Annotated in this window: 20 protein-coding genes and 1 pseudogene; 8 read left to right on the plus strand and 13 right to left on the minus strand. The window is 72.9% G+C overall.

All coding sequences use genetic code 11. The features are described 5' to 3' along the window. Positions 1–67: 67 nt before the first annotated feature. The 3 genes from JE024_RS34715 to JE024_RS34725 all read right to left on the minus strand — a co-directional run bounded on the left by JE024_RS34715 (position 68) and on the right by JE024_RS34725 (position 2801). The gene (locus JE024_RS34715; RefSeq protein WP_205377835.1) at positions 68–1327 is read right to left on the minus strand and encodes an MFS transporter; all 1260 of its coding nucleotides are present in this window, start codon (positions 1325–1327) and stop codon (positions 68–70) included. Positions 1328–1389: 62 nt separating this feature from the next. Further along, positions 1390–1611, minus strand: a complete 222-nt coding sequence (locus JE024_RS34720) for a ferredoxin (protein ID WP_205377836.1) — start codon at positions 1609–1611, stop codon at positions 1390–1392. Beyond that, the gene (locus tag JE024_RS34725; RefSeq protein WP_205377837.1) at positions 1608–2801 is read right to left on the minus strand and encodes a cytochrome P450; all 1194 of its coding nucleotides are present in this window, start codon (positions 2799–2801) and stop codon (positions 1608–1610) included. Before JE024_RS34725 ends, JE024_RS34720 begins: the two co-directional genes overlap by 4 nt. 183 nt (positions 2802–2984) lie before the next feature. Here JE024_RS34725 and JE024_RS34730 point away from each other — a divergent pair, with 183 nt between their 5' ends. Beyond that, positions 2985–3659 carry a MarR family transcriptional regulator gene (locus tag JE024_RS34730; protein ID WP_205377838.1) on the plus strand — a complete coding sequence of 225 codons (675 nt, stop codon included), beginning with the start codon at positions 2985–2987 and terminating at the stop codon, positions 3657–3659. 235 nt (positions 3660–3894) lie between these two features. On the opposite strand, the gene JE024_RS34735 is transcribed toward JE024_RS34730, so the two are convergent. Then, complete coding sequence (locus JE024_RS34735) at positions 3895–4635, minus strand: alpha/beta hydrolase (protein ID WP_205377839.1); 741 nt, start codon at positions 4633–4635, stop codon at positions 3895–3897. Positions 4636–5078: 443 nt separating this feature from the next. On the opposite strand from JE024_RS34735, the gene JE024_RS34740 reads away from it, so the two are divergent. Then, positions 5079–5777 carry a tectonin domain-containing protein gene (locus tag JE024_RS34740; RefSeq protein WP_205377840.1) on the plus strand — a complete coding sequence of 233 codons (699 nt, stop codon included), beginning with the start codon at positions 5079–5081 and terminating at the stop codon, positions 5775–5777. A 228-nt stretch (positions 5778–6005) separates the two neighbouring features. Then, positions 6006–6326, plus strand: coding sequence for a nuclear transport factor 2-like protein (locus tag JE024_RS34745; protein ID WP_205377841.1), 321 nt, complete (start codon positions 6006–6008; stop codon positions 6324–6326). A gap of 75 nt (positions 6327–6401) precedes the next feature. Here the strand turns inward: JE024_RS34745 and gap are convergent, their stop codons facing one another. Beyond that, positions 6402–7400 (minus strand): type I glyceraldehyde-3-phosphate dehydrogenase, encoded by a 999-nt coding sequence (gene gap / locus JE024_RS34750; RefSeq protein ID WP_205377842.1) that lies wholly within the window; start codon positions 7398–7400, stop codon positions 6402–6404. A 152-nt stretch (positions 7401–7552) separates the two neighbouring features. After that, complete coding sequence (locus tag JE024_RS34755) at positions 7553–8509, minus strand: GlxA family transcriptional regulator (RefSeq protein ID WP_205377843.1); 957 nt, start codon at positions 8507–8509, stop codon at positions 7553–7555. 283 nt (positions 8510–8792) lie between these two features. Here JE024_RS34755 and kdpF point away from each other — a divergent pair, with 283 nt between their 5' ends. The 4 genes from kdpF to JE024_RS34775 are packed head-to-tail and all read left to right on the plus strand — an operon-like array spanning position 8793 to position 13375. Then, entirely contained in the window at positions 8793–8882 is a 90-nt protein-coding gene (gene kdpF, locus JE024_RS34760) for a K(+)-transporting ATPase subunit F (protein ID WP_205377844.1), read from the plus strand. Between the two features lie 7 nt (positions 8883–8889). Beyond that, positions 8890–10554 carry a potassium-transporting ATPase subunit KdpA gene (kdpA, locus tag JE024_RS34765; protein WP_205377845.1) on the plus strand — a complete coding sequence of 555 codons (1665 nt, stop codon included), beginning with the start codon at positions 8890–8892 and terminating at the stop codon, positions 10552–10554. Continuing rightward, positions 10551–12692, plus strand: coding sequence for a potassium-transporting ATPase subunit KdpB (gene kdpB, locus JE024_RS34770; protein ID WP_205377846.1), 2142 nt, complete (start codon positions 10551–10553; stop codon positions 12690–12692). The genes kdpA and kdpB overlap by 4 nt, the downstream gene beginning before the upstream one ends. An 8-nt stretch (positions 12693–12700) precedes the next feature. Beyond that, the gene (locus tag JE024_RS34775; RefSeq protein WP_205378523.1) at positions 12701–13375 is read left to right on the plus strand and encodes a potassium-transporting ATPase subunit C; all 675 of its coding nucleotides are present in this window, start codon (positions 12701–12703) and stop codon (positions 13373–13375) included. 123 nt (positions 13376–13498) lie between these two features. On the opposite strand, the gene JE024_RS34780 is transcribed toward JE024_RS34775, so the two are convergent. Genes JE024_RS34780 through JE024_RS34790 form a run of 3 tightly spaced genes read right to left on the minus strand, consistent with a single transcriptional unit; the run spans position 13499 to position 17035 of the window. Continuing rightward, positions 13499–14263 (minus strand): SAM-dependent methyltransferase, encoded by a 765-nt coding sequence (locus tag JE024_RS34780; RefSeq protein ID WP_205377847.1) that lies wholly within the window; start codon positions 14261–14263, stop codon positions 13499–13501. Beyond that, the gene (locus JE024_RS34785; RefSeq protein WP_244883392.1) at positions 14256–15245 is read right to left on the minus strand and encodes an acyltransferase domain-containing protein; all 990 of its coding nucleotides are present in this window, start codon (positions 15243–15245) and stop codon (positions 14256–14258) included. Before JE024_RS34785 ends, JE024_RS34780 begins: the two co-directional genes overlap by 8 nt. Beyond that, positions 15242–17035, minus strand: a complete 1794-nt coding sequence (locus JE024_RS34790) for a glycoside hydrolase family 20 zincin-like fold domain-containing protein (protein ID WP_244883393.1) — start codon at positions 17033–17035, stop codon at positions 15242–15244. Before JE024_RS34790 ends, JE024_RS34785 begins: the two co-directional genes overlap by 4 nt. Positions 17036–17251: 216 nt before the next feature. Here JE024_RS34790 and JE024_RS42605 point away from each other — a divergent pair. After that, positions 17252–17353: pseudogene (locus JE024_RS42605) on the plus strand (carbohydrate ABC transporter permease); the annotation flags it as partial. A gap of 58 nt (positions 17354–17411) precedes the next feature. Here JE024_RS42605 and JE024_RS34795 read toward each other — a convergent pair. From JE024_RS34795 to JE024_RS34810, 4 genes are all read right to left on the minus strand, one after another. Continuing rightward, a complete protein-coding gene (locus JE024_RS34795; protein WP_205377849.1) occupies positions 17412–18335 on the minus strand; it encodes an RNA polymerase sigma-70 factor in 924 nt (307 codons plus the stop codon). Beyond that, positions 18332–19537, minus strand: coding sequence for an NAD(P)/FAD-dependent oxidoreductase (locus JE024_RS34800; RefSeq protein ID WP_205377850.1), 1206 nt, complete (start codon positions 19535–19537; stop codon positions 18332–18334). The genes JE024_RS34795 and JE024_RS34800 overlap by 4 nt, the downstream gene beginning before the upstream one ends. Before the next feature lie 158 nt (positions 19538–19695). After that, positions 19696–20442: an SAM-dependent methyltransferase gene (locus JE024_RS34805; RefSeq protein WP_205377851.1), complete on the minus strand. Its 747-nt coding sequence runs from the start codon at positions 20440–20442 to the stop codon at positions 19696–19698. A 427-nt stretch (positions 20443–20869) separates the two neighbouring features. Then, positions 20870–21478: an SUKH-4 family immunity protein gene (locus JE024_RS34810; RefSeq protein WP_205377852.1), complete on the minus strand. Its 609-nt coding sequence runs from the start codon at positions 21476–21478 to the stop codon at positions 20870–20872. Positions 21479–21585 lie beyond the last annotated feature (107 nt).

The raw sequence follows: 21585 nt of genomic DNA on the forward strand, positions 1-21585 counted from the left end.
GCGCGAATGTTGCCCCCGGCCCGGGGCCGCCTGCCCGAGCACTGCCGCCGCACCCCGTCCGGGGCCGTCAGCTCCGGTCCAGGCCGGACGGGGTACCGGAAGCCTTCGGCTCCTCGCCCGCCCGCCCGGCGGCGACCCCCGGGCGGCAGGGCCGGCGCAGGACCAACGGGAGGGTGAGAAAGGCGAGGAGGGCCCCGATCCACAGCACACCAGCGGCGCCGGCGGATTCGACGGCCGCCCCGCCGAGGAGCGCGCCGAGCGCGATGGACAGGTTGAACGCGGAGACGTACAGCGACGATGCGGCCTCGGTGGCCCGGGGCGCCGCGTCCAGGATCCAGCTCTGGAGGGTGACCGGCACCGCGCCGTAGCCCAGGCCCCACAGCACCATCAGGGCGCCGGTGGTGACGGCGCCGGTGCCGGTGAGCGCGAGCACGCTCATGGCCGCGGTGAGGACGAGGGATAGGCCCGCCACGGTCGCCCGCAGCCGTCGGGCGATCAGCGCCCCCGCGACGAAGTTGCCGCAGATCCCGGCGATACCGAAGGCCAGCAGCATCACGCCCACCATGCCGCCGTCGACACCGTCCTCCCGGAGGACCGGCCGCACGAACGTGTAGGCCGTGAAGTGGCCGGTGACGACCAGGAACGTGACGGCGATCCCGGTGCGCAGGCCCGCGTTGCCCCGCAGGACCTCCGGCAGGTCGGCGAAGGTCACGGTGCGCGCGGCGGGCACCCGGGGCATCAGACAGACCATCAGGACCAGGGCCGTCAGGCCGAGGAGGCCCACGACGGCGAACGCGGTGCGCCAGCCGCTGAGGTCGCCGATGAACGTGCCGGTGGGGACGCCCAGGACGGAAGCGGTCTCCACACCGCCGAAGATGACGGCGGTGGCGTGCGGGACGTGCCGCTCCGGCACCAGGCGCAGCGCGATCCCGCCCGCGAGGGACCAGAAGCCGCCGACGCCGACGCCGATCAGGAAGCGGGCGATCAGGACGACGGTGAAGCCGGTCGCGAAGGCGGAGGCCAGGTTGGCGGCTCCGACCGTGCCGATCAGCACCGCCAGAACGACGCGCCGGTCGACGCGCCCGGTCGCGACGGTCACCAGGGGCGCCGAAAGGGCGGCGACCAGTCCGGGGACGGTCACCATGAGCCCCGCCGTTCCCTCGGAGACGTCCAGGTCGGAGCCGATCGGGGTGAGCAGTCCCACGGGCAGGAGCTCGGACGTCATCAAGGTGAAGATGCCCAGGGTCACCGCCAGCACGGCCAGCCACCCCCTGAGGGGTGAGCGGCCGGCGGCGGCGGTCCCCGGTGTGTGGTCAACGGTCGTCATGCGTCGAAGCTAGGTCCCCGATCGACCTGCGGCAGGGTGCATTTCCCCGGCGGAATCATGGGTCAATGTCCCAGGGGGTCCGCCTCGTGGAGCGTGATCGCACCGGAGGGGCACACGCCGGCGGCGGTCCGCGCGGACGCGCGCCGGGCGGCGGGAGGCTCGGCGTCGAGCAGGAGCACGAGGCCGTCGTCCGGATCCTGGTCGAAGACGTCGGGGGCCGTCATGGCGCACATGCCGGCGCCGATGCAGCGCTGCCGATCGACGCTCAGCCGGGGCGCGTTCACCGCGCGTCCCAGGTGACCGGGAGGCGCTTCACGCCGAAGATGTCCGCGGTCTCCGGGCGCAGGACGACCTCCGTGGGCGGGACGGCAAGACGCAGGGTGGGGAAGCGGTCGACCAGCGCGCGGAACGCGACCCGCATCTCGACCCGGGCGAGTTGCTGCCCCAGGCACTGGTGGATGCCGTGACTGAAGGCCAGGTGTCCGGCGGCCTGCCGGCGGATGTCGAGTGCGTGGGGGTCGGCGAAGCGGTCCGGGTCGCGGTTGGCGGTGTTGTACGACAGGACGACCGTCGTGCCGGCCCGGACGGTCTGCCCGCCCAGTTCGACGTCCTCCAGCGCCGTCCGGTGGAACGTCTTGGCGACGCTCAGGTACCGCAGCAGTTCTTCCACGGCCCCGTCGGTGAGGGCGGGATCGTCGCGCAGCGCCGCGAACTGCTCCGGGTTCCGCAGCAGGGCGAAGGTGCCGAGCGACAGCATGTTCGCGGTGGTGTCGAATCCGGCCGCCAGGAGGATGAGGCTGATCCCCTTCAGCTCCTCGTCCGTCAGTTCGCTCCCGGTGAGTTCGCTGAGGATGTCGTCGGTCGGCTCCGCGCGCTTCGCGGCCACCAGCCGTGCGAGGTACTCCTGCGTCGCGGTGTAGGCGGCGATGAGCTCGTCGTCGCCGACCTCCCCGCCCATGAACGTGTCGATCTGCTCCTGGAAGGAGGCGCGGTCCTCGTACGGCACACCGAGGATCTCGCAGATCACCATGGTGGGGATGGGCTTGGCGAACGCGGTCACCAGGTCGGCCGGCGGCCCGGTCTCCTCCATGACGTCCAGGCAGCCGGCGGTGATCTGCTCGATCCTCTCGGTGAGCATCCGCATCCGCCGCACGGTGAACCTGCCCACCAGGGGCCGCCGGTAGCGGCTGTGCTCCGGCTCGTCCATGAGGAGGAACTCGCCGGGCGGCGCGGGAGGAAGCGCGAAGTCGACGACGTTCATGAGCTCCTTGCGCGAGCTGAAGCGGGGATCGGCCAGGACCGACCGCACCATCTCGTACCCGGTGATCAGCCAGCCCGGTTTGCCCCCGGGATGGGTGTAGCGGCTGATCGGCCCGTGCCGGCGGGCGTCGAGCAGCTCGGCCGGCGGGTCGAAGGGGCAGGCGGTGCTGCGCTCCGCGGGCAGTGCCCCGACGGCGTGTACGGACTCACTCATGTCGACCCATCCCCGTTTCGCGATATGGCGTGTTCGCAACTGCCCGAACGCTACGTTGCGTTCATGATGTGGTCAATGATGAGAGATCATCATCCCAGGTGGAGCAAGGGAAATTGATGCAATGGCTGCGCTTGAACGCAACGGGGCGTTGCAATGGATAGCGGCGAAGGCAATACTGACGGCATGCCAGGAGGACGGTTGACCCAGCAGGAACGCCAGCGCATCGCGGCCGGGCTCGCCGACGGCCTCTCCTACGCCGAGATCGGCCGCCGGCTCGAACGCCCGACCTCCACGATCAGCCGGGAGGTGTCCCGCAACGGCGGGCCCGGCCGCTACCGGCCCCAGCAGGCCCACCTGGCCACGGTGCGGCGGGCGCGGCGCGGCACACCCGTCGCCTCCCGCGAGGGCAGGCCCCCGGGCGGCACGACGGAGGACCGGATCGTCGCGCTGGCGGTCGCGTCGGGGATGCCGAGGACCATGGCGCGGGTGCATGTCGACCTGCTGATGTCCGAGGACGGCAGGCGTACCGCGGCCGAGCTCGTCCGCAGGCTGGAGGTCAGCCCGGCCTCCGTCTCCGTGGCCGTGAACTACCTGGTCCGGCACGGGTACGCCCGGCGCGAGCGCGATCCCCGGCGGCGGCGCGACGTCTACGTCGTCGACGACGAGGCCTGGTACCACTCGATCGCGATCAGTGCCCGGCAGACCCTCGCGTCGGCCCGGGCCGCGACGGAGGCGGCCGGGACGCTCGGCCCCGGCTCGCCCGTCGGCCGGCGGCTCCTCCGGGCGGGCACCTTCCTGGAGCGGGTCGTGGAGGACATGAAGGAGTCGGCCGACCGCTGGCGCACCCTGCTGACCTGAGCCGCCGCTGCTCCGATCGGGTGATGTCCGCCCGGCGGGCAATCCGGAGTGCCCGCCGGCCCCGAAGAGAGGTCGTCCGCGAGCCGCTCGGAGGGTGCGTGCCCGTCGGACGTCGTGCCGCTGCCTGTGCGGCGCGACCGGTGCCCGGGCGGGAAGGGACAGCCCCCGGGCACCGGCCGCCGGTCCCGATGTGCCCCGGGACCGGCGGCCGTTCCGCCGGTCCCGGGGCACGGCCTCACGTCAGGAGGTGCCGGGCGAAGAACCGTGCCCCGGTGTCGAGTTCGAACGCCGGGACGCCGGTGTGCCCGCCGGTATTGGCGTGCAGGGTCTTCTCCTTCGAGCCGAAGGCGTCGTACAGGTCCAGGGCCGCCTGCCGGTCGTTGCCCTCGTCGTCCCACTGCAGCAGGACGTGCAGCGGAATGGTGACCCGGCGGGCCTCCTCGAACATGGCGGCGGGGACGAGACTCCCGGCGAAGAGTCCGGCGGCCACGATGCGCGGCTCGACCACCGCGAGGCGGACACCGACGGAGATCACTCCGCCCTCGTACCCGACCGGGCCGCCGATCCCGGGCAGCGCCAGCAGGGCGTCCAGCGCCGTCCGCCATTCGGGGACGGCTCTTTCGACGAGCGGCATGACGAGGGCGTCGACGATGTCGCCGCCGACCGGTCCGCCGGCCTCCAGCGCCCGGCGCAGGTCCGCGCGGGCCTGTTCGGCCGCGGCCCAGCGGGGCCGCTCGCCGCTTCCGGGGAGCTCGACGGTCGCCGCGGCGAAGCCGTGGCGTGCCGCGTAGTGGCGGGCCCGCCCCGCCAGTCGGGGATACATCCGGGGCAGGCCGAGCGGCGGGTGGCCGATGAGGATGAGCGGCACCGGAGCGGAGGCGGACACGGGCGTCCACAGGATGCCGGGGATCCGGTCGAGGGTGAAGCGGCGTTCGAGGACGCCGCCGTCGAGGAGTTGTTCGGAGACGAAGTGCACGTTCGTGCCTTTCGGGAGAGCTCTGGAACGGCGCTCCCGGGCCGTCTATCGCCCGACCGTGACCCCGGAGGGGAGCACCCATGTCGACACTGCGTTCACGGGTACCACCTCCTCGTTCTCTCGCACGGCCCGAGGAAAGCTAGCAGCGGTCGCCGCGGTCCGCCACGCCTTTTCCGGGGGCTCCGCGACCGGTCCCCTCGCGCCGTTCCCGCAAGCGGAACATCAACGACCGAGGCGGGGTTCACTCGTTCGGATGATCGGGGATCACGTCACGTCGACTGCGCCTGGAACGGCGGGTGTTGGTGCGGCGGTTGCGCCCCGGCGCGGTAAACGCCGTCTTCCGGTCGAAAAGGATGATCACTCGGAAAATTCGCTTAACAGGTGAACCGTTTCCCTTCGGGACCATGCAACGGCAGCATTCCCCAGCGAAGGGAGTCGGCGGCATGGCCGACTGGAAGCAGATCAGCGGGGCCCTGGTGCGGATCGCGGTGGGTTCGCGGACGAACGTGTGGGGCGTGAACTCGGCCGGGAACATCTACCGGTACACCAACAACGACGCGAGTCCCTGGGTGCAGATCCCCGGCGGGCTGTCCGACATCGGTGCCGGGGCCGACGGCACGGTGTGGGGGGTCAACGCGGCCGGCAACATCTACCGCTACACCGGCGACCACGAGGCCGGTCACTGGAAGCAGATCAACGGCGGCCTGGCACGCATCACGGTGGGTTCGCGGACGAACGTGTGGGGCGTGAACTCGGCCGGGAACATCTACCGGTACACCAACAACGACGCGAGTCCCTGGGTGCAGATCCCCGGCGGGCTGTCCGACATCGGTGCCGCGGCGGACGGCACGGTGTGGGGGGTCAACGCGGCCGGCAACATCTACCGCTACACCGGCGACCACGAGAGCGGTCACTGGAAGCAGATCAACGGCGGGCTCAAGGGCATCGACGCGGGCTCGCGGACGAACGTGTGGGGCGTCAACGCCGCCGACAGCGTCTACTCCTACACCAACAACGACGCCAACCCCTGGATCCAGATCCCCGGCGGGCTGTCCGACATCGGTGCCGCGGCGGACGGCACGGTGTGGGGGGTCAACGCGGCCGGCAACATCTACCGCTACACCGGCGACCTCCCCGCCTGACCGGCCCGCGGGCGGGCCCCACCCGTGAATCCGCCTTCCCGGCGCGGGCCCGCACGCACGGCACACGCACGACGGCTGCCCGGACTCCCGGCGGAGGGAGCCCGGGCACCTGCCGTCGCACGCCACCGCGCGGGCACGGCGAACGGGTGACGGTCCCTCCGGGGGCGGGGCGGGGGTGCTCTCCTTGACCCCGCACACACCCAGCCCCCTCGATGACCGGGAGCCCCAGTGATCCCTCAGGACCGACTCAGCGACCCGACCGTCCGCGCCTTCGTCAGCGCCGTCAACAGCGGTGACCGGAAGGCGTTCCAGGCACTTCTCGCCCCGGGCGCGACCATGACCGACGACGGCACCGACCGCGATGTCGACGACTGGACGGAACGGGAGATCTGGTCCTCAGGCGGCCGCATGGAGGTGGAGAGCGAATCCGACGGCGGCCGCTCGCTCGTCGTCGACTACGCCAACGACACCTTCGGCGGCATGCGCACACGCTGGGCGTTCGAGGTCACCGACGGGCGCATCAGCCGCTTCGACACCGGCCAGGCCTGACCCGCCTCCGGCGCCTCCGGGCCCGCCGCGGCCCGGCCCCGCTCGCGAAGAGCGGGGCCGGCCCACGGCGTCCGGTCAGGAGGAGGCGAGCAGGTCCAGCGTGTCGATCACGCGGTTCGAGAAGCCCCACTCGTTGTCGTACCAGGCGACCACCTTGACGTGGCGGCCGTCGACGCGGGTCAGCGCCGAGTCGAAGATCGACGAGGCGGGGTTGCCCGTGATGTCGGACGAGACCAGCGGGTCGTCCGAGTACTCCAGGACACCGGCGAGCGGCCCCTGTGCCGCGGCGCGGTACGCCTCCAGCACCTCGTCGCGCGTCACGTCGCGGGCGACGGTCGTGTTGAGTTCGACGATCGAGCCCACCGGCACCGGCACACGGATCGAGTCGCCCGACAGCTTGCCGTCGAGGTTCGGCAGCACCAGCCCGATCGCCTTCGCGGCGCCCGTCGTGGTCGGCACGATGTTGACGCCGGCGGCGCGGGCGCGACGGGCGTCGCGGTGCGGGCCGTCCTGCAGGTTCTGCTCCTGCGTGTAGGCGTGCACCGTCGTCATGAAGCCGTGCTCGATGCCGGCGAGGTCGTCGAGCACCTTGGCCAGCGGCGCGAGCGCGTTGGTGGTGCAGGAGGCGTTGGAGACGACCGTGTGCACGGCCGGCTCGTAGGCGTCGGTGTTGACCCCGAACGCGAGGGTGACGTCGGCGCCGTCCGAGGGCGCGCTGACGAGGACCTTCTTCGCACCCGCGTCGAGGTGGGCCCGGGCGGCCTTGGCCGAGGTGAAGCGGCCGGTGGCCTCCAGGACGATGTCGACGCCGAGTTCCGCCCACGGGAGCTGCGCCGGCTCGCGCTCCGCCAGCACCGCGATCCGGCGGCCGTCGACGACGAGGGTGTTCCCGTCGACGCTCACCGGGCGCCCGAGCCGGCCCGCGGTGCTGTCGTAGGCGAGCAGCCGGGCGAGCGTGGCGGGCTCCGTCAGGTCGTTGACGGCCACGACCTCGAGGGTGCTGTCGCGCTCCAGCAGCGCGCGCAGCACATTGCGTCCGATGCGGCCGAATCCGTTGATGGCGATGCGAGTCATGAGTGGTGTCCCTTCGGTTCCCCACCAGGCTCGCTCGCGCCGCGCCCCGCTGACAGTGGCGGGATCGCCATGGTTCACAAGGATCCCGCCAGGCGGCGCCGGGCGGGCGTCCGCCCCGGTGGGAGGGGCACTCGCCCGGGTCCGGCTGGGGGTCACTCGCCCCGGGTGAAGGTGCGCCGGTACTCGCTCGGCGTGGTGCCGAGGATGCGCTGGAAGTGCAGGCGCAGGTTCGCCCCGGTACCGAGACCCACATCGGCGGCGATCTGCTCCACACCGAGCTGGGAGCGTTCGAGCAGTTCGCGGGCCCGGTCGACACGGGCACGCATCACCCACTGCATCGGCGTGTAGCCGGTCTCCTCGACGAAGCGCCGGGAGAAGGTGCGCGGCGACACCCCCGCCTGCCGCGCCAGCACATCGAGCGTGAGCGGCTCGCCGAGCCGGCGCAGCGCCCACTCGCGGGTGGCGGCGAACCGCTCGCCCAGCGGCTCGGGCACGCTCCGCGGCACGTACTGGGCCTGACCGCCGCTGCGGTACGGGGCCGCGACCAGCCGCCGGGCCGCGTGGTTGGACGCGGCCACACCGAGATCGCCGCGCACGATGTGCAGGCACAGGTCGATCCCGGAGGCGGCGCCGGCCGAGGTGAGCACGCTGCCCTCGTCGACGAACAGCACGTTCTCGTCGACCAGGACGAGCGGATGCCGGGCCGCCAGCGCCCGGGTGTAGTGCCAGTGCGTGGTGGCGCGCCTGCCGTCGAGCAGGCCGGTGGCGGCGAGCGCGAAGGCGCCCGTCGAGATGGCGGCGAGCCGCGCGCCCCGGGCGTGGGCGGCGATCAGCGCCTCGACCACGGCCGGCGGCGGATCGTCGCGGTCGGGGAACCGGTAGCCGGGCACGAAGACGATGTCGGCCCAGGCGAGCGCGTCGAGACCGTGGGCGACGTAGTAGGCGAGGCCGTCGCCGCCCGTCACGAGACCGGGCGCCGCCCCGCACACCCGCACCTCGTACGGCATGCTCGCGCGGGTCGTGAACACCTGCGCCGGGATTCCGACGTCCAGGGGCTTCGCACCCTCCAGGACGAGGACGGCGACACGATGCAGGCGGGGTGCGGGCACAGGGAGAGGCTATCGCCCGGTGCGCCGGCGGGTGGGCCCCGTCACACCCGGTGCAAGGGAGCCGTCAAGGAATTCGGCTCCACCGTATGGGCCCCATCAAGGGTGTTCGACGACCCGCCGGGGCGGGGGTTTGCTGAGATCCGGCCGCCTGGCCGATTCCCTCTCTTCCCTTTCCGTCCCGTCTCTTCATCCAGGAGCTCACGATGGCCGATCTGGCCTTCGTCGTCACCGTGGCCGCGGTATTCGCGCTGGTGGCTCTCATAGCCAAGGGGGTGGCGAAGCTGTGAACGCCGAAAACATCGTCGGCCTCGTCGTGGCCGTCGCCCTGCTCGGCTATCTCGTCCTCGCGCTCATTCGTCCGGAGAGGTTCTGAGCGGCATATGAGTCCCCAGATCGCGGGCGTCCTCCAGATGCTCGCCCTGATCGCCGCGCTCGCCCTGGCCTGTCGCCCGCTCGGTGACTTCATGGCGCGGGTCTACTCCTCCGACCGGCACCTGCGGGTGGAGAAGTGGATCTACAAGGGCATCGGCGCCAATCCGAACGTCGAGATGCGCTGGCCCGCCTATCTGCGCGGAGTGCTCGCCTTCTCCGCGGTGAGCGTGCTGTTCCTCTACGCCCTGCAGCGGCTGCAGGGGAGCCTGCCGGGATCCCTCGGCTTCGCGTCGATCGACCCGGACCAGGCGTTCAACACCGCCGCGTCCTTCGTGGCGAACACCAACTGGCAGTCGTACTACGGCGAGCAGGCCATGGGCCATGTCGTCCAGACCGGCGGCCTGGCGGTGCAGAACTTCGTCTCCGCCGCCGTCGGCATGGCCGTCGCGGTCGCGCTGGTGCGCGGACTGGCCCGCTCGCGCACCGGAGAGCTCGGCAACTTCTGGTCCGACCTCGTCCGCGGCACCGTCCGGATTCTGCTGCCGATCTCCGTGATCGGCGCGCTCGTCCTCGTGGCGTGCGGCGCCATCCAGAACTTCGCCCCGATCCACGAGGTCGGCCAGTTCATGGGCGGCACCCAGCAGTGGAACGGCGGAGCGGTCGCCTCCCAGGAAGTCATCAAGGAACTGGGAACGAACGGCGGCGGCTACTTCAACGCCAATTCGGCCCACCCCTTCGAAAACCCCGGCGGGCTCTCGAACCTCTTCGAGATATTCCTGATCCTCCTCATTCCGTTCGCCCTCACCCGCACCTTCGGGCGCATGGTCGGATCGCTGAAGCAGGGATACGCCGTCCTCGGTGTCATGGCCACCATCTGGATCGGTTTCACCGCGCTGATGATGTGGACCGAGTTCGCCCACCACGGACCGGCGTTCGACATCGCCGGCGGTGCGATGGAAGGCAAGGAGACCCGCTTCGGCATCGCCGGCTCGTCCCTCTTCGCCGTCGCCACCACCCTCACCTCGACCGGTGCGGTGAACTCCTTCCACTCCTCCTTCACCGGCTTCGGCGGCGGCATCACCATGCTCGGCATGCAGCTCGGCGAGATCGCACCCGGCGGCGTCGGCTCCGGCCTCTACGGCATGCTGATCATGGCGATCATCGCGGTGTTCATCGCCGGCCTGATGGTCGGCCGCACGCCCGAGTACCTCGGCAAGAAGATCGGCACCCGCGAGATCAAGCTCGCGGCCTGCTACATCCTGATCACCCCGGCCCTCGTGCTCGGCTTCACCGCCGCCGCGATGGCCCTGCCGACGCCCGGCGACTCGATGACGAACTCCGGCGCGCACGGCTTCTCGGAGATCCTCTACGCCTACACCTCCGGCGCCAACAACAACGGCTCCGCGTTCGCCGGACTCAACGCCGACACCCAGTGGTTCAACACCACCATCGGCATCGCCATGCTGCTCGGCCGGTTCCTGCCCATGGTGTTCGTCCTCGCGCTGGCCGGCTCCCTCGCGCAGCAGAAGCCGGTCCCCGCGACCGCGGGCACCCTGCGCACCGACAAGCCCCTCTACTCGGGCCTGCTCGTCGGCACCATCCTGATCATCACCGGTCTGACCTACTTCCCGGCGCTGGCGCTGGGGCCGCTCGCCGAAGGACTGGCGTCATGACCACCGACACGAAGAAGCACGAGGACACGATGTCCCTGTCCGCTCCCGCGGCGGCACCGCACGGCGATCCGGCCGGCGGCCACCCGCCGGCAGGCCGGGTCGGCGGCGGGCTGTTCGACCCCCGGCAGATGCTCCGGTCGCTGCCGGCCGCGATCCGCAAGCTCGACCCGCGCGTGATGATCACGTCACCCGTGATGTTCGTCGTCCTGGTCGGCTCGGTGCTGACCACGGTCTACGCCGTGCAGGACCCGGGGGACTGGTTCGGCTGGGCGATCGCCGGCTGGCTGTGGCTGACCACGATCTTCGCCAACCTCGCGGAAGCGGTGGCCGAGGGACGCGGCAAGGCCCAGGCGGACACCCTGCGCAAGGCCAAGACCGGCACGGTCGCCCGCCGCCTCGTGGACGGGGCCGAGGAGCACGTGCCGGGCACCGAGCTGCGGATCGGCGACCTCGTCGTCTGCGAGGCCGGCGACCTCGTCCCCGGCGACGGCGACGTCGTCGACGGTGTGGCCTCGGTCGACGAGTCCGCCATCACGGGCGAGTCCGCTCCGGTCATCCGTGAGTCCGGCGGCGACCGGTCGGCCGTCACCGGCGGCACCAAGGTCCTCTCCGACAGGATCGTCGTCCGCATCACCACCAAGCCCGGCGAGACCTTCATCGACCGCATGATCGCCCTCGTCGAGGGGGCCGCCCGGCAGAAGACGCCCAACGAGATCGCGCTCAACATCCTGCTCGCGTCCCTCACCATCGTCTTCCTGCTCGCGGTCGTCACCCTGCAGCCGTTCGCGGTCTACGCGGGACAGCAGCAGTCCATGGTCGTCCTGGTCGCCCTGCTCGTCTGCCTGATCCCCACGACCATCGGGGCCCTGCTGTCCGCCATCGGCATCGCCGGCATGGACCGCCTGGTGCAGCGCAACGTGCTCGCCATGTCCGGCCGCGCGGTCGAGGCGGCGGGCGACGTGTCGACCCTGCTGCTCGACAAGACCGGCACCATCACCCTCGGCAACCGCCAGGCAGCCGAGTTCGTGCCGGTGAAGGGCGTCACGGCGGCGAGGCTCGCCGACGCCGCCCAGCTCTCCTCCCTCGCCGACGAGACGCCCGAAGGACGCTCCGTCGTGGTCCTGGCGAAGGAGAAGTACGGTCTGCGCGAGCGGCAGCAGGGCGAGCTCGCGGACGCCGAGTGGGTCGCCTTCACCGCGCAGACCCGGATGAGCGGCGTCGACCTCGTCGAGGACGGCGCGGTCCGCAGGGTCCGCAAGGGGGCGGCCGGTTCGGTGCTCGCCTGGGTCGCCGAACGCGGCGGCGAGGTGGCGGCCGACGCGGGCCGCACGGCCGAGGCGATCGCGCAGGCCGGCGGCACCCCGCTGCTGGTCGCGGCCGAGGACGCCGACGGGGCCCGGGTGCTGGGCGTCATCCATCTGAAGGACGTCGTCAAGCAGGGCATGCGGGAACGGTTCGCGGAACTGCGCCGGATGGGCATCCGGACGGTCATGATCACGGGTGACAACCCGCTGACCGCGAAGGCCATCGCCGAGGAGGCGGGCGTCGACGACTTCCTGGCGGAGGCGACCCCCGAGGACAAGATGGCCCTCATCAAGAGCGAGCAGGCCGGCGGCAGGCTCGTCGCCATGACCGGCGACGGCACCAACGACGCACCCGCACTCGCGCAGGCCGACGTCGGCGTCGCGATGAACACCGGCACCTCGGCCGCCAAGGAGGCCGGGAACATGGTCGACCTCGACTCCGACCCGACCAAGCTCATCGAGATCGTCGCCATCGGCAAGCAGCTCCTGATCACCCGCGGCGCCCTGACCACGTTCTCCATCGCCAACGACGTCGCGAAGTACTTCGCGATCATCCCCGCGATGTTCGCCGTCGCCTATCCGGGCCTCGACAAGCTCAACATCATGGGCCTCGCCTCGCCCGAGACCGCCATCCTCTCCGCGGTGATCTTCAACGCGCTGATCATCGTCGCCCTGGTGCCGCTCGCCCTCAAGGGCGTGCGCTACCGGCCCACCAGCGCGGACCGCATGCTCCGCCGCAACCTCGCCGTCTACGGGCTCGGCGGCCTGGTCGCGCCCTTCCTCGGCATCAAGCTCATCGACCTGCTCATCTCCCTCATCCCTGGCATCGGGTGACGACCACCATGAACAACTCCCTCTCCGGCACCGCCCGGCTGATCGGCGCGGGCCTGCGGGCCCTGCTGGTCCTGACCGCCCTGTGCGGTGTCCTCTACCCCCTCGCGGTGACCGGTGCCGCGCAGGCGCTGTTCCCCGGCAGGGCCAACGGCTCCGAGATCAGGAGCGACGGCGAGGTCGTCGGCTCCGCCCTCATCGGCCAGCGCTACGACCTGCCGAAGCGGAACCCCGCTGACCCGGAGGAGGCAGCGCGCCCGGACCTGCGGTGGTTCCAGCCCCGGCCCTCCAACGGACTGGGCACCAACAGCGTCAACACCCAGTACGCGCTGATCCTGTCGGGCGCCACCAACCGCTCCGGCGACAACGAGGAACTGATCCGGTGGGTCACCGACGCCAAACAGGCCGTCATCGACGACAACACGGCCGGGGGCTGGACGCCCGAGCCCTCCGACGTGCCCCCGGACGCCGTCACCTCGTCCGGCTCCGGCCTGGACCCGCACATCTCCCCGCGCTACGCGGAACTCCAGGTCCACCGCGTCGCCGAGAAGAACGGCCTGACGGTCGGACAGGTCGGGAAGCTGGTCGCCGACCACACCGAGGGGCGCACCCTCGGCTTCATCGGTGAACCCCGCGTCAACGTGCTGCGCCTCAACATCGCGCTCAGGGAACTGACGGGCGGCTGACGCCGACGGCCGGCCGCCCGCGGCGCCGGCGAAGCCGCCGGGCGCGCCATCCGCGCCCGGCGGCTTCGCCGTACACCCGTTGCGCAGGGCGCCCGTTGCGACCGGCCGCCGGGCGCGCGGCCGTCAGTCCACGGGCACCAGCGTGAGGTAGGCGAACCCCAGCACCTGCCGGTAGCCCCGCAGCCAGCTCGCCCGGTGCCGGTCCACCCGCTCGCGCGTCGTCGCGGCCGACGGGTGGTCGGCGTGGCCCGCCAGCCACTCCTCGGCGTCGGACTGGTAGCCGGACTCGAACTCCTCCCACTCGTCGCCGTTCGCCGTCTCGATCCAGAGCGGGCGGAAGCCGGCGGCGACGGCGAGATCGACCAGTCCGGCGAGGTCGGGGCACTCGTCGGCCCGGGCGCCGGGCCACATGGCGCCGAGTTCCGCCTCGGTGGGGGTGCGCTGCCAGAAGGTCTCCCCGAACACGACACGCCCCCCGGGCGCGACCAGACCGCGCAGCGCCCGCAGTGCCGCGGCGGTGTGCCGGGGCGGCCGCGCGTCGCTGAGCGCGTGGCTGGCCCCGAGGCAGAGGACGAGATCGGCGGGCTGCAGCGCGTCCTCGCCGGCGGAGCCTTCGGTGAACCGCACGCGGCCGGCCAGTCCACGGGCCTCGGCGTTCGCGCGGCCCCGGGCGATGTCCTCCGCGTTGACGTCGATCCCGAGACCGCTCGCCCCCGGCACCGCGTCGAGCGTCCGGAGCATCAGCTCGCCCCAGCCGCATCCGATGTCGAGGACCGTCGAAGGCGCCGCCGGGGCCAGCCTGCTGACGATCCGTGCGGCTCTGGCCTCGGAGAGCGGACCGAGGAAGGTGAGACGGGTCAGGCGCGGAGGAAGATCGTTGTCAGCCATGACAGGCCACGCTAGTGGCCGCGCCCGCGCACGGCCGGAGTGCCCCCTGCCGGGACCGGGACCACACCGGCACGGCACCGGCACCGGGACCCGCACGGCCGGTGCCGGTCCCGGCGGGCGGAGTCGTCAGGGCAGGGGCGTCCACCACGTCGTCGTCGGCGGCGGGCCGGTCGCCGTGCGGGGTGAACCGCCGCTGGAAGGCGAGGATGTTGGAGCCGGGGGCCAGCCCGTCGGCGAGGGCGCGGTCCAGCAGCCAGGAGTGGCAGGCGGCGAACGCGTACCGGCCGCCGGGGTGGTGGCGGGCCATGAAGGGGCGGGCGGCGGCGAAGGAGGCGTCGCAGAGCGCGGGGGAGAGGGGGCCGTCCCCGGGGATGTGGACGTCGAGGACCGCCTCGCCCTCCGCCGGCCCGCCGGCCGGGGCGCCGGCGGCGCCCCAGACGGCGGAGTCGTAGACCGCCCGCTCGAACTGGAGCCGGCCCAGCCGGTGGAGGGTGCCGCGGAAGTGGCGGCAGATCCACCTCTGGCGGTCGAAACCGCCGGTGCCGTGGCCCCGCCGGTAGGACACCACCGTGGCGCCGACATCCGCGAAGGTGTCCCGGACGACGGCGTCCGGCACCTCGCGCCGGTGCTGCTCCTCCAGCGCGCGCGGCAGGGCGAGGAGGAAGAGGTGGACGTAGAACCAGCGGCCGGCCGCGCCGAGCGCGGCGGGGGCGGTCGGCCAGTCCGCGGCGTTCGACGGGCGGCCTGCGCCGAACAGCGTCTGGTGGCAGCGCACCAGGGCCTCCCACCGCACCGGCGTCCGCACCGGATCGGGCAGCGTGGCGAACAGTTCGGGCCGTTCGGCCGCCGGCACCGCGAGCATGTCGAGGGCGTGCTCCAGCCCGCCGGCGGCGGGCTGGAGCGGGTCGGGCACGCCGGCCCGGGGCGGCTGAGCGAGCAGCGCGGCCGTCCAGGCGTCGGGCGCCGGCGCCCCGGGCGTCACGCCCCGGCCGCCGCGATCAGCAGACGCCGTACGGCGTCGAAGCGGGCCATGCTGTCCTCCAGACCGCCCGGCCGCGAGCGCAGCAGCCAGCAGGCGCGCTGCTCCGCGAGGAGCGGGTCGAGCCGCCGCAGCAGCCGGGCGGCGGTCGCGGCGTCGACCGTGTCCGCCGGGCCGCCGGCCCGCGCCTGCGCGCGCAGCAGGTCCAGCGCGAACGCGGCCAGCCCGATGGCGTGTCCGACTTCGCGGACCACGCTCTCGCCGTCGGGCACGGCGAGGTCCGCGTCCGCGAGGTCCCGCCGGCACTCCTCCAGGGTGCGCGCCGCCGCGTCCATCGCCTCCTCGGTGGGGTGGTCGGTGACCGGCAGGGCGGCGTCCGGACGCAGCACCCGCACCAGCGGCGAGGCGTTGAGCAGCGGCACGCCGAGGGACTCGCCGAGCCGCCCCAGCCGGTCGAGGACGCTTCCGGCGAGGCCGGTGGAGTCGAGCAGCACATGGGTGTCGAGGACCGACGGCAGGTCCAGGTCCCGGTTGGCGCCCAGACACCAGGAGACGGCGCCGCCGTGGACCACGGGGCCGAACGCGGGCGCCGGCGGCTCCCACATGCCGTGGTCGCCCCAGCAGGTGAGCAGGTAGCCCGTCGCCCCGTCCGCCAGGCCCGCCTCGGCGGCGTCGGTCATGTTCTCCCGGGCGTTGTCCAGCCGGCCGAGCAGCGAGTTCCAGGTGCCGGTGCCCGGGGCCACCCAGAACTCCTGCCCGGCCTCGCGGAACATCCGCGTACGGGAGCGGAAACCCTCCGCCAGCGCGTCCAGATCGGTGCCCAGCCCCTTCCAGCGGGCGGCCTCCTCACCGGCGGCGGCGAGGACGGCGCGGGCGGTGCCGGGCGCGTCGTACTGCCACACCACCGGCACCGAGCCCGCGGGCAGCGCGGCCAGCAGCTCGGGGTGCCCGGCCAGGACGTCGGCCCAGAACTGGACCGTCCACCCGTCGGCCAGCCACGGCTCCATCAAGGAGCCCACGTGGTCGAGCCAGACGGCGCCCACGCCCTCGCGGGCGACCCGGTCCCGGGACCGGCCGGTGCCGAGCTCGAACGGCTCGTCGGCGCCGATGTTCACCCGGCGGGTGCGCAGCCGGCCCGCGACCTCGGCCACCAGGCCGTGCGCGAAGGCGACGTTGTCCGGGGTGGGCGCGAGCGTCGACGGCGGGCGGTGGACCCCGCCGCGGACGAAGCCGTCCGGGTTCTCGGCGCGGTCGCGGTGCCGCTCCAGGGCGAGGAAGCGCTCCATGTGCCCGAAGGTGTTCTGGTTGGCGACGAGCGCGATGCCGAGCGCGGCGCACTGCGCGTCCAGCCAGCGCAGGTCGTCGGCGGTGAGCGGGGAGGCGTCCCGCCACACGTCCTGGTGGTCGCGGAAGGCGTAGGTGTGCTCCGTATACAGCTCGAGCTGGTTGAAGCGGGCGAGCGAGAGCACGTCCAGCCAGCGGCGCAGGGTGCGCCGGGTGGGGACGCGGTCCCGGCTGACGTCGAGCAGGAAGCCGCGGACGGCGAAGTCCGGGTGGTCGTCCACCTGGTAGCCGGTCTCCGAGAAGCCGGGCCCTGCGCGCAGCTGGTCGAGCGTCGCCAGCCCGTACCGCAGCCCCGCGGCGTCGGCGTGCGCGAGGTGCACACCACCGGGCCCGGTGCGCAGCCGGTACCCCTGCGCGGGGAGCGCCGTGTCGGTGGTGACGGTGAACGGCGCGTCCGGCGGGGCGCCGCCGGGGGAGGTGGTGAGGCTGCGCGGACGCGGGAAGGGCATGACGGGCAAGGAAACGCTCCAGGTCGTAGGACGGATCGCCCGCGCCGCGCCCGGGAGGGCACGCCGCGGGTCGTGCACCGGGAGCCGGGCGTACCCGGCCCCCGGGTGCCGTGCGCCCGGACGGGCGCACGGCGGCGGGCTCAGCAGCCGCGGACCACGCAGGTATCGGCGCGGGAGGTGGAGCCCTTCACGTCGTCGCACCATCTTCGCCGCGGACTTCGTGTGATCGGTTCGCTGCTCGCCCTGCTGCCCCTGGTTGTCGCCTTCCTGCTGCTTCTGCGCTTCTGGCAATCAGGTCTCACGGTGGGCAGCGTCAAGTTACGCGGCGCGCGACCGTCGGCCCGTCCGCCCGGGCGGTGGCGGGCGGTGACGGCGCTCACGGCCTGCCGAGGTCGTAGGCGGTGCCGTCCGCGACGGCCCGGAGCTTGTCCGGGTTGGCCACGTTGTGGAGGGCGGCGATGCGGCCCTCGGTGTCGAAGTCGAAGGTGACGGTGGCGATCACGCGTCCCGCCCCGCTGAACACCAGGCCCGTCCCGCCGTTGATCCCGACGAGTTCGGCCTTCATGTCGGCGGGCTCGACGCCCTGGTAGCTGATGGTGCCGATGGCCGCGAACCAGGCGGCTACCGTCGCCGCGCCCACGACCGGACGCAGGGCCTGGCGGACCTTGCCGCCGCCGTCGGTCCACAGCGTGACGTCCGGGGACAGCAGCTCCATCAGGGCGTTGACGTCACCGCCGGTGGCGGCGGCGAGGAACCGCTCGGTGGCCTCGCGCTGCCGCGACTGGTCGGCGGTGAAGCGCGGCCGCCGGGCCTGTACGTGTTCCCGGGCCCGGTGCGCCGCCTGCCGCACCGCCGCCTCGGAGCGCTCCACCGCCTCGGCGATCTCGGCGTGGCCGAAGCCGAAGACCTCCTTCAGCACGAACACCGCCCGCTCCAGCGGGCTGAGAGTCTCCAGCACCACCAGCATGGCCATCGACACCGACTCCGCGTCCGTGACGGCCTCGGCGGCGTCCGGGACGGTGAGGACGGGCTCCGGCAGCCACGGCCCCACATAGGTCTCCCGCTTGTGCCGCGCCGAGCGCAGCCGTTCCAGCGCCAGATTCGAGACGATCCGCGTCAGGTACGCCCTGGGGTCGGCCACCTGCGAGCGGTCCGCGGCGGACCACTTGATCCAGGCGTCCTGGACCGCGTCCTCGGCGTCGGCCGCGCTGCCGAGCAGACGGTAGGCCACGGAGAACAGCAGCCGCCGGTGCTCCTGGAAGACCCGCTGGCCGGGGTGGTCGGACGGGCCGTTCGTCACTTGGTCCCCCGGATGCGGGTGAAGCGGCCGCCACGGGGCCAGAACGCGCCCGAGGCGGGCATCTTCTTCATGCGGCCGTACGTCGGCCAGGGCGAGGCGGTCACCGTCTCCTTGTACCGGACGGCCGCACGGCCCGTCAGGAAGATCCGCCGCGGACTGTCGTCGGGCCGCGTGAACTGCACCACGGCGTTGCCGCGTCCGAGGCTCACCGGCGTGTGGTAGTACCCGAAGCGGAACGGCTTGGGCCGCCGGCCCCTGAGCACCCGGTCGATCGACAGCGCGGCGTGCACCCCGGTCGGCATGCCGCCCTGGCAGGTGCCGTGCATGACGCCGTACCCCTGGCGGACGGCGGCCGCGTCGCCGATCGCGTACACGTCCGGGTGGGAGACCGACCGCAGGGCGCTGTCGGTGACGACGCGCCCCCGGTCGTCGACCGTCAGACCGGCGGCGGCCGCCAGTGGCGACGTCCGCGTGCCGCACGTCCACAGGACCGCGTCGGCGGCGACGCTCTCCCCGCCCGCCAGCTCCACCGCGCCGGGCAGCACCTTCCGCACCTCGACACCGGCGCGCACCTCCACGCCGAGGCGGTCGAGCGCGCCGCGCAGATGGGCCCGGGCCTTCGGGCCCATGGCGGCACCGGGCTCGTCGCGGCCCAGCAGCACCACCTTCAGCCGCGGGTGCCGCTCGGCGATCTCCGCGGCCGACTCGACACCGGTCAGCCCGCTGCCCGCGACCACCACCGTCCCGCCGCCGAGCCGCGTCAGTCGGCCGGCGAGCAGCTCGGCCTCCTGGGCGCCGTCCAGCGTGTACGCGTGGTCCTCGGCTCCCGGAACCCCCGAGGTGTCGACGGCGGCGCCCAGCGCGTACACCAGCGTGTCGTAGCCCAGCACCCGGTCGTCGTCGATCCGCACCGTCCTTGCGTCCGCGTCCACCGCCGTCACCCAGCCGCGGACGAACTGTGCGCCGGTCCCCTCCAGCAGTTCGGGGACGCTCAGCTCGGCGGTCTCCTGCGCGGTCGCCGTCAGGGGGAGCCGCATCCGCTCGGTGAACCGCTCCCGCGCGTTCACCAGGGTCACCCGCACCCCGTCGCGCCCCTTCACCCGGGCCGCGAGCTGGACGACCGCGGCCATGCCCGCGTATCCCGCCCCCAGCACCACCACGTGGTGCGCCGTCTCGGTGCCGTTCCCGTGTCGTGCGCTCATCGTTGCGTCCTCCTCGGTCCGCCTGCTGACACCCACCAGATGGGAGCGGGCGGCCAGGACGTGACACGAGGCCGGTGTGACGCGCGCCACACCGGCCCCCGCGTGCCCGTGCGCGGACCGGACGGTGTGACGTCCGGTCCGCGCACGGGGCGGGAGGGTCAGCGCCTCATGAGGGCGAAGACTCCCCAGCCGAGGTACTCACGCGTGGCGCGCGCGTGGCGGGCCGGCTCGGTGGTGAGTTCCCGGCGCACCTCGGGAGCCAGCTCGTCGTCCGGGTTGCCGTCGAGCCAGCGGCGCATGCTGAGCCACTGGGCCGCGACGTACCGGTCCCAGCTGTCCTGGTCGGCCAGGATCATCTCCACGACGTCGTACCCGAGTCCCTGGAACCGCTCGATCAGGTCCGGGAGCGGCAGGAAATCGGCGAGGGACGAGCCGTGGCAGTCCTTGGCGGTCTCCTCGTCCGGAGGGGTCCGCCGCCAGTAGGGCTCGCCGATCAGCATCAGACCGCCCGGGCGCAGGCTGCGCTCCAGCAGCTCCGCCGTCCCGGCGACGCCGCCGCCGATCCAGGTGGCGCCGATGCAGGCCGCCACGTCGACCGGTTCGTCGGCGACGTGTCCGGCGGCGTCACCGTGCACGAAGCCGACCCGGTCCGCGACACCGAGTTCGACGGCGCGCGCCCGGGCCTGCTCGGTGAACACCGTGCTGATGTCCACGCCCGTGCCACCGATCCCGTGGTCGCGCGCCCAGGTGCACAGCATCTCGCCCGAGCCGCTGGCCAGGTCGAGCATCCGCGCCCCCGGGGCGAGGCGGAGCGCCTCGCCAAGGGCGGCGAACTTGGCCGCGGTCATCGGGTTGTGGATGCGGTGGCCGCTCTCGCGGATGGTGAAGATACGGGGAAGGTCCATGACCAGATTCCTTTCCGTCATGCCGTGCGGGGGGAAGAGTGGTTGACCGCGCGCCGCGGGCGCGCGAGAGGGGCGTCGCGGCGGACGCGCTCAGGAGAGGCCCGCGCGGCAGGGGAGCGCGCAGGACGGGACGAAGTGGGTTGACGAGGCAACGTGAGGACCCTTGAGAAGGGGCTCCGCCGGACCGCGGGCGTGCCGGATCCACTCCCGCACGGGAGGAAGGCAGGCGAAGGTCAGGACGAAGCCCGGGAAGTGAGGATGGTCCGGGCACCGCGCACAGCGGTGTTCACCACGACAGTCATCAACTCACCTCCTCGGATCTCCCCGAGCGCACGGATCGGCGCCGCCTGCACGATAGCACCCGCCCCCGGCGCCGCTCGTGCCCGGTCGTGCAGCGGTCCGGCCGCTGCGCCACCGGCCCGGTCCGTCACCCGTGGAGCGACCGGCCCGCGGGACTGCCCGACGTGAAGCGCTGGCCCATGGCGATCTCCTCGCCGACCACCGACCACTCGGTCTCGTCGTCCCGGAACGGCAGCGGATCCACGCCGCCCGTCTCCTCACGGACCCGCCTCACCTCGCGGTCCAGGCGCGCGAAGCCGGCTTCCTCGTCGTCGCCGAAGGAGAACCCGTCGAGCAGCCGCTGGAACCGGGCGGCGACGTACACGAGCGAGGAGACGTCCGCGTGCAGGTGACGCACGGTCTCCTCGTCAGGATCGACGGAGTGCACGGCCCCCGAGCGGGGATCCAGCGCGAGGTGGGCGTTGAGCAGCCAGCCGATCACGGGCCACTCGCCGACACCCGCCGGGGCGCCCTCCAACTCCCCGGCCTCGACGACGTCCCGCACCAACGGCAGCCTCCCGGTGCCCTGGTCGGGCTCACGCACCATCACCGTCCCGACGGGGACGCCGACGGTCCCCAGAAGGCGGGCGCCCACGCAGCTTGCCGAGGAGGCCGGAAAGGCCGAGGCGGGCAGCGTCACGAGCCCGTCCTCACCGAATTCGGCGGCGAGTTCACCGCGGTCCACATCGAAAAGCACGGCCGTCACTCCGAACCGGCGCCGTCACGGGCGCCGTGGGACTCATGGGGAATGCAAGAGGTCACCCCCACAGCCTCGCCGATCCCGCCGCCGGCTGTGACACCGGC

Origin of the sequence: Streptomyces zhihengii (genome assembly GCF_016919245.1) — a bacterium.
Classification (GTDB): Bacteria; Actinomycetota; Actinomycetes; order Streptomycetales; family Streptomycetaceae; genus Streptomyces; species Streptomyces zhihengii.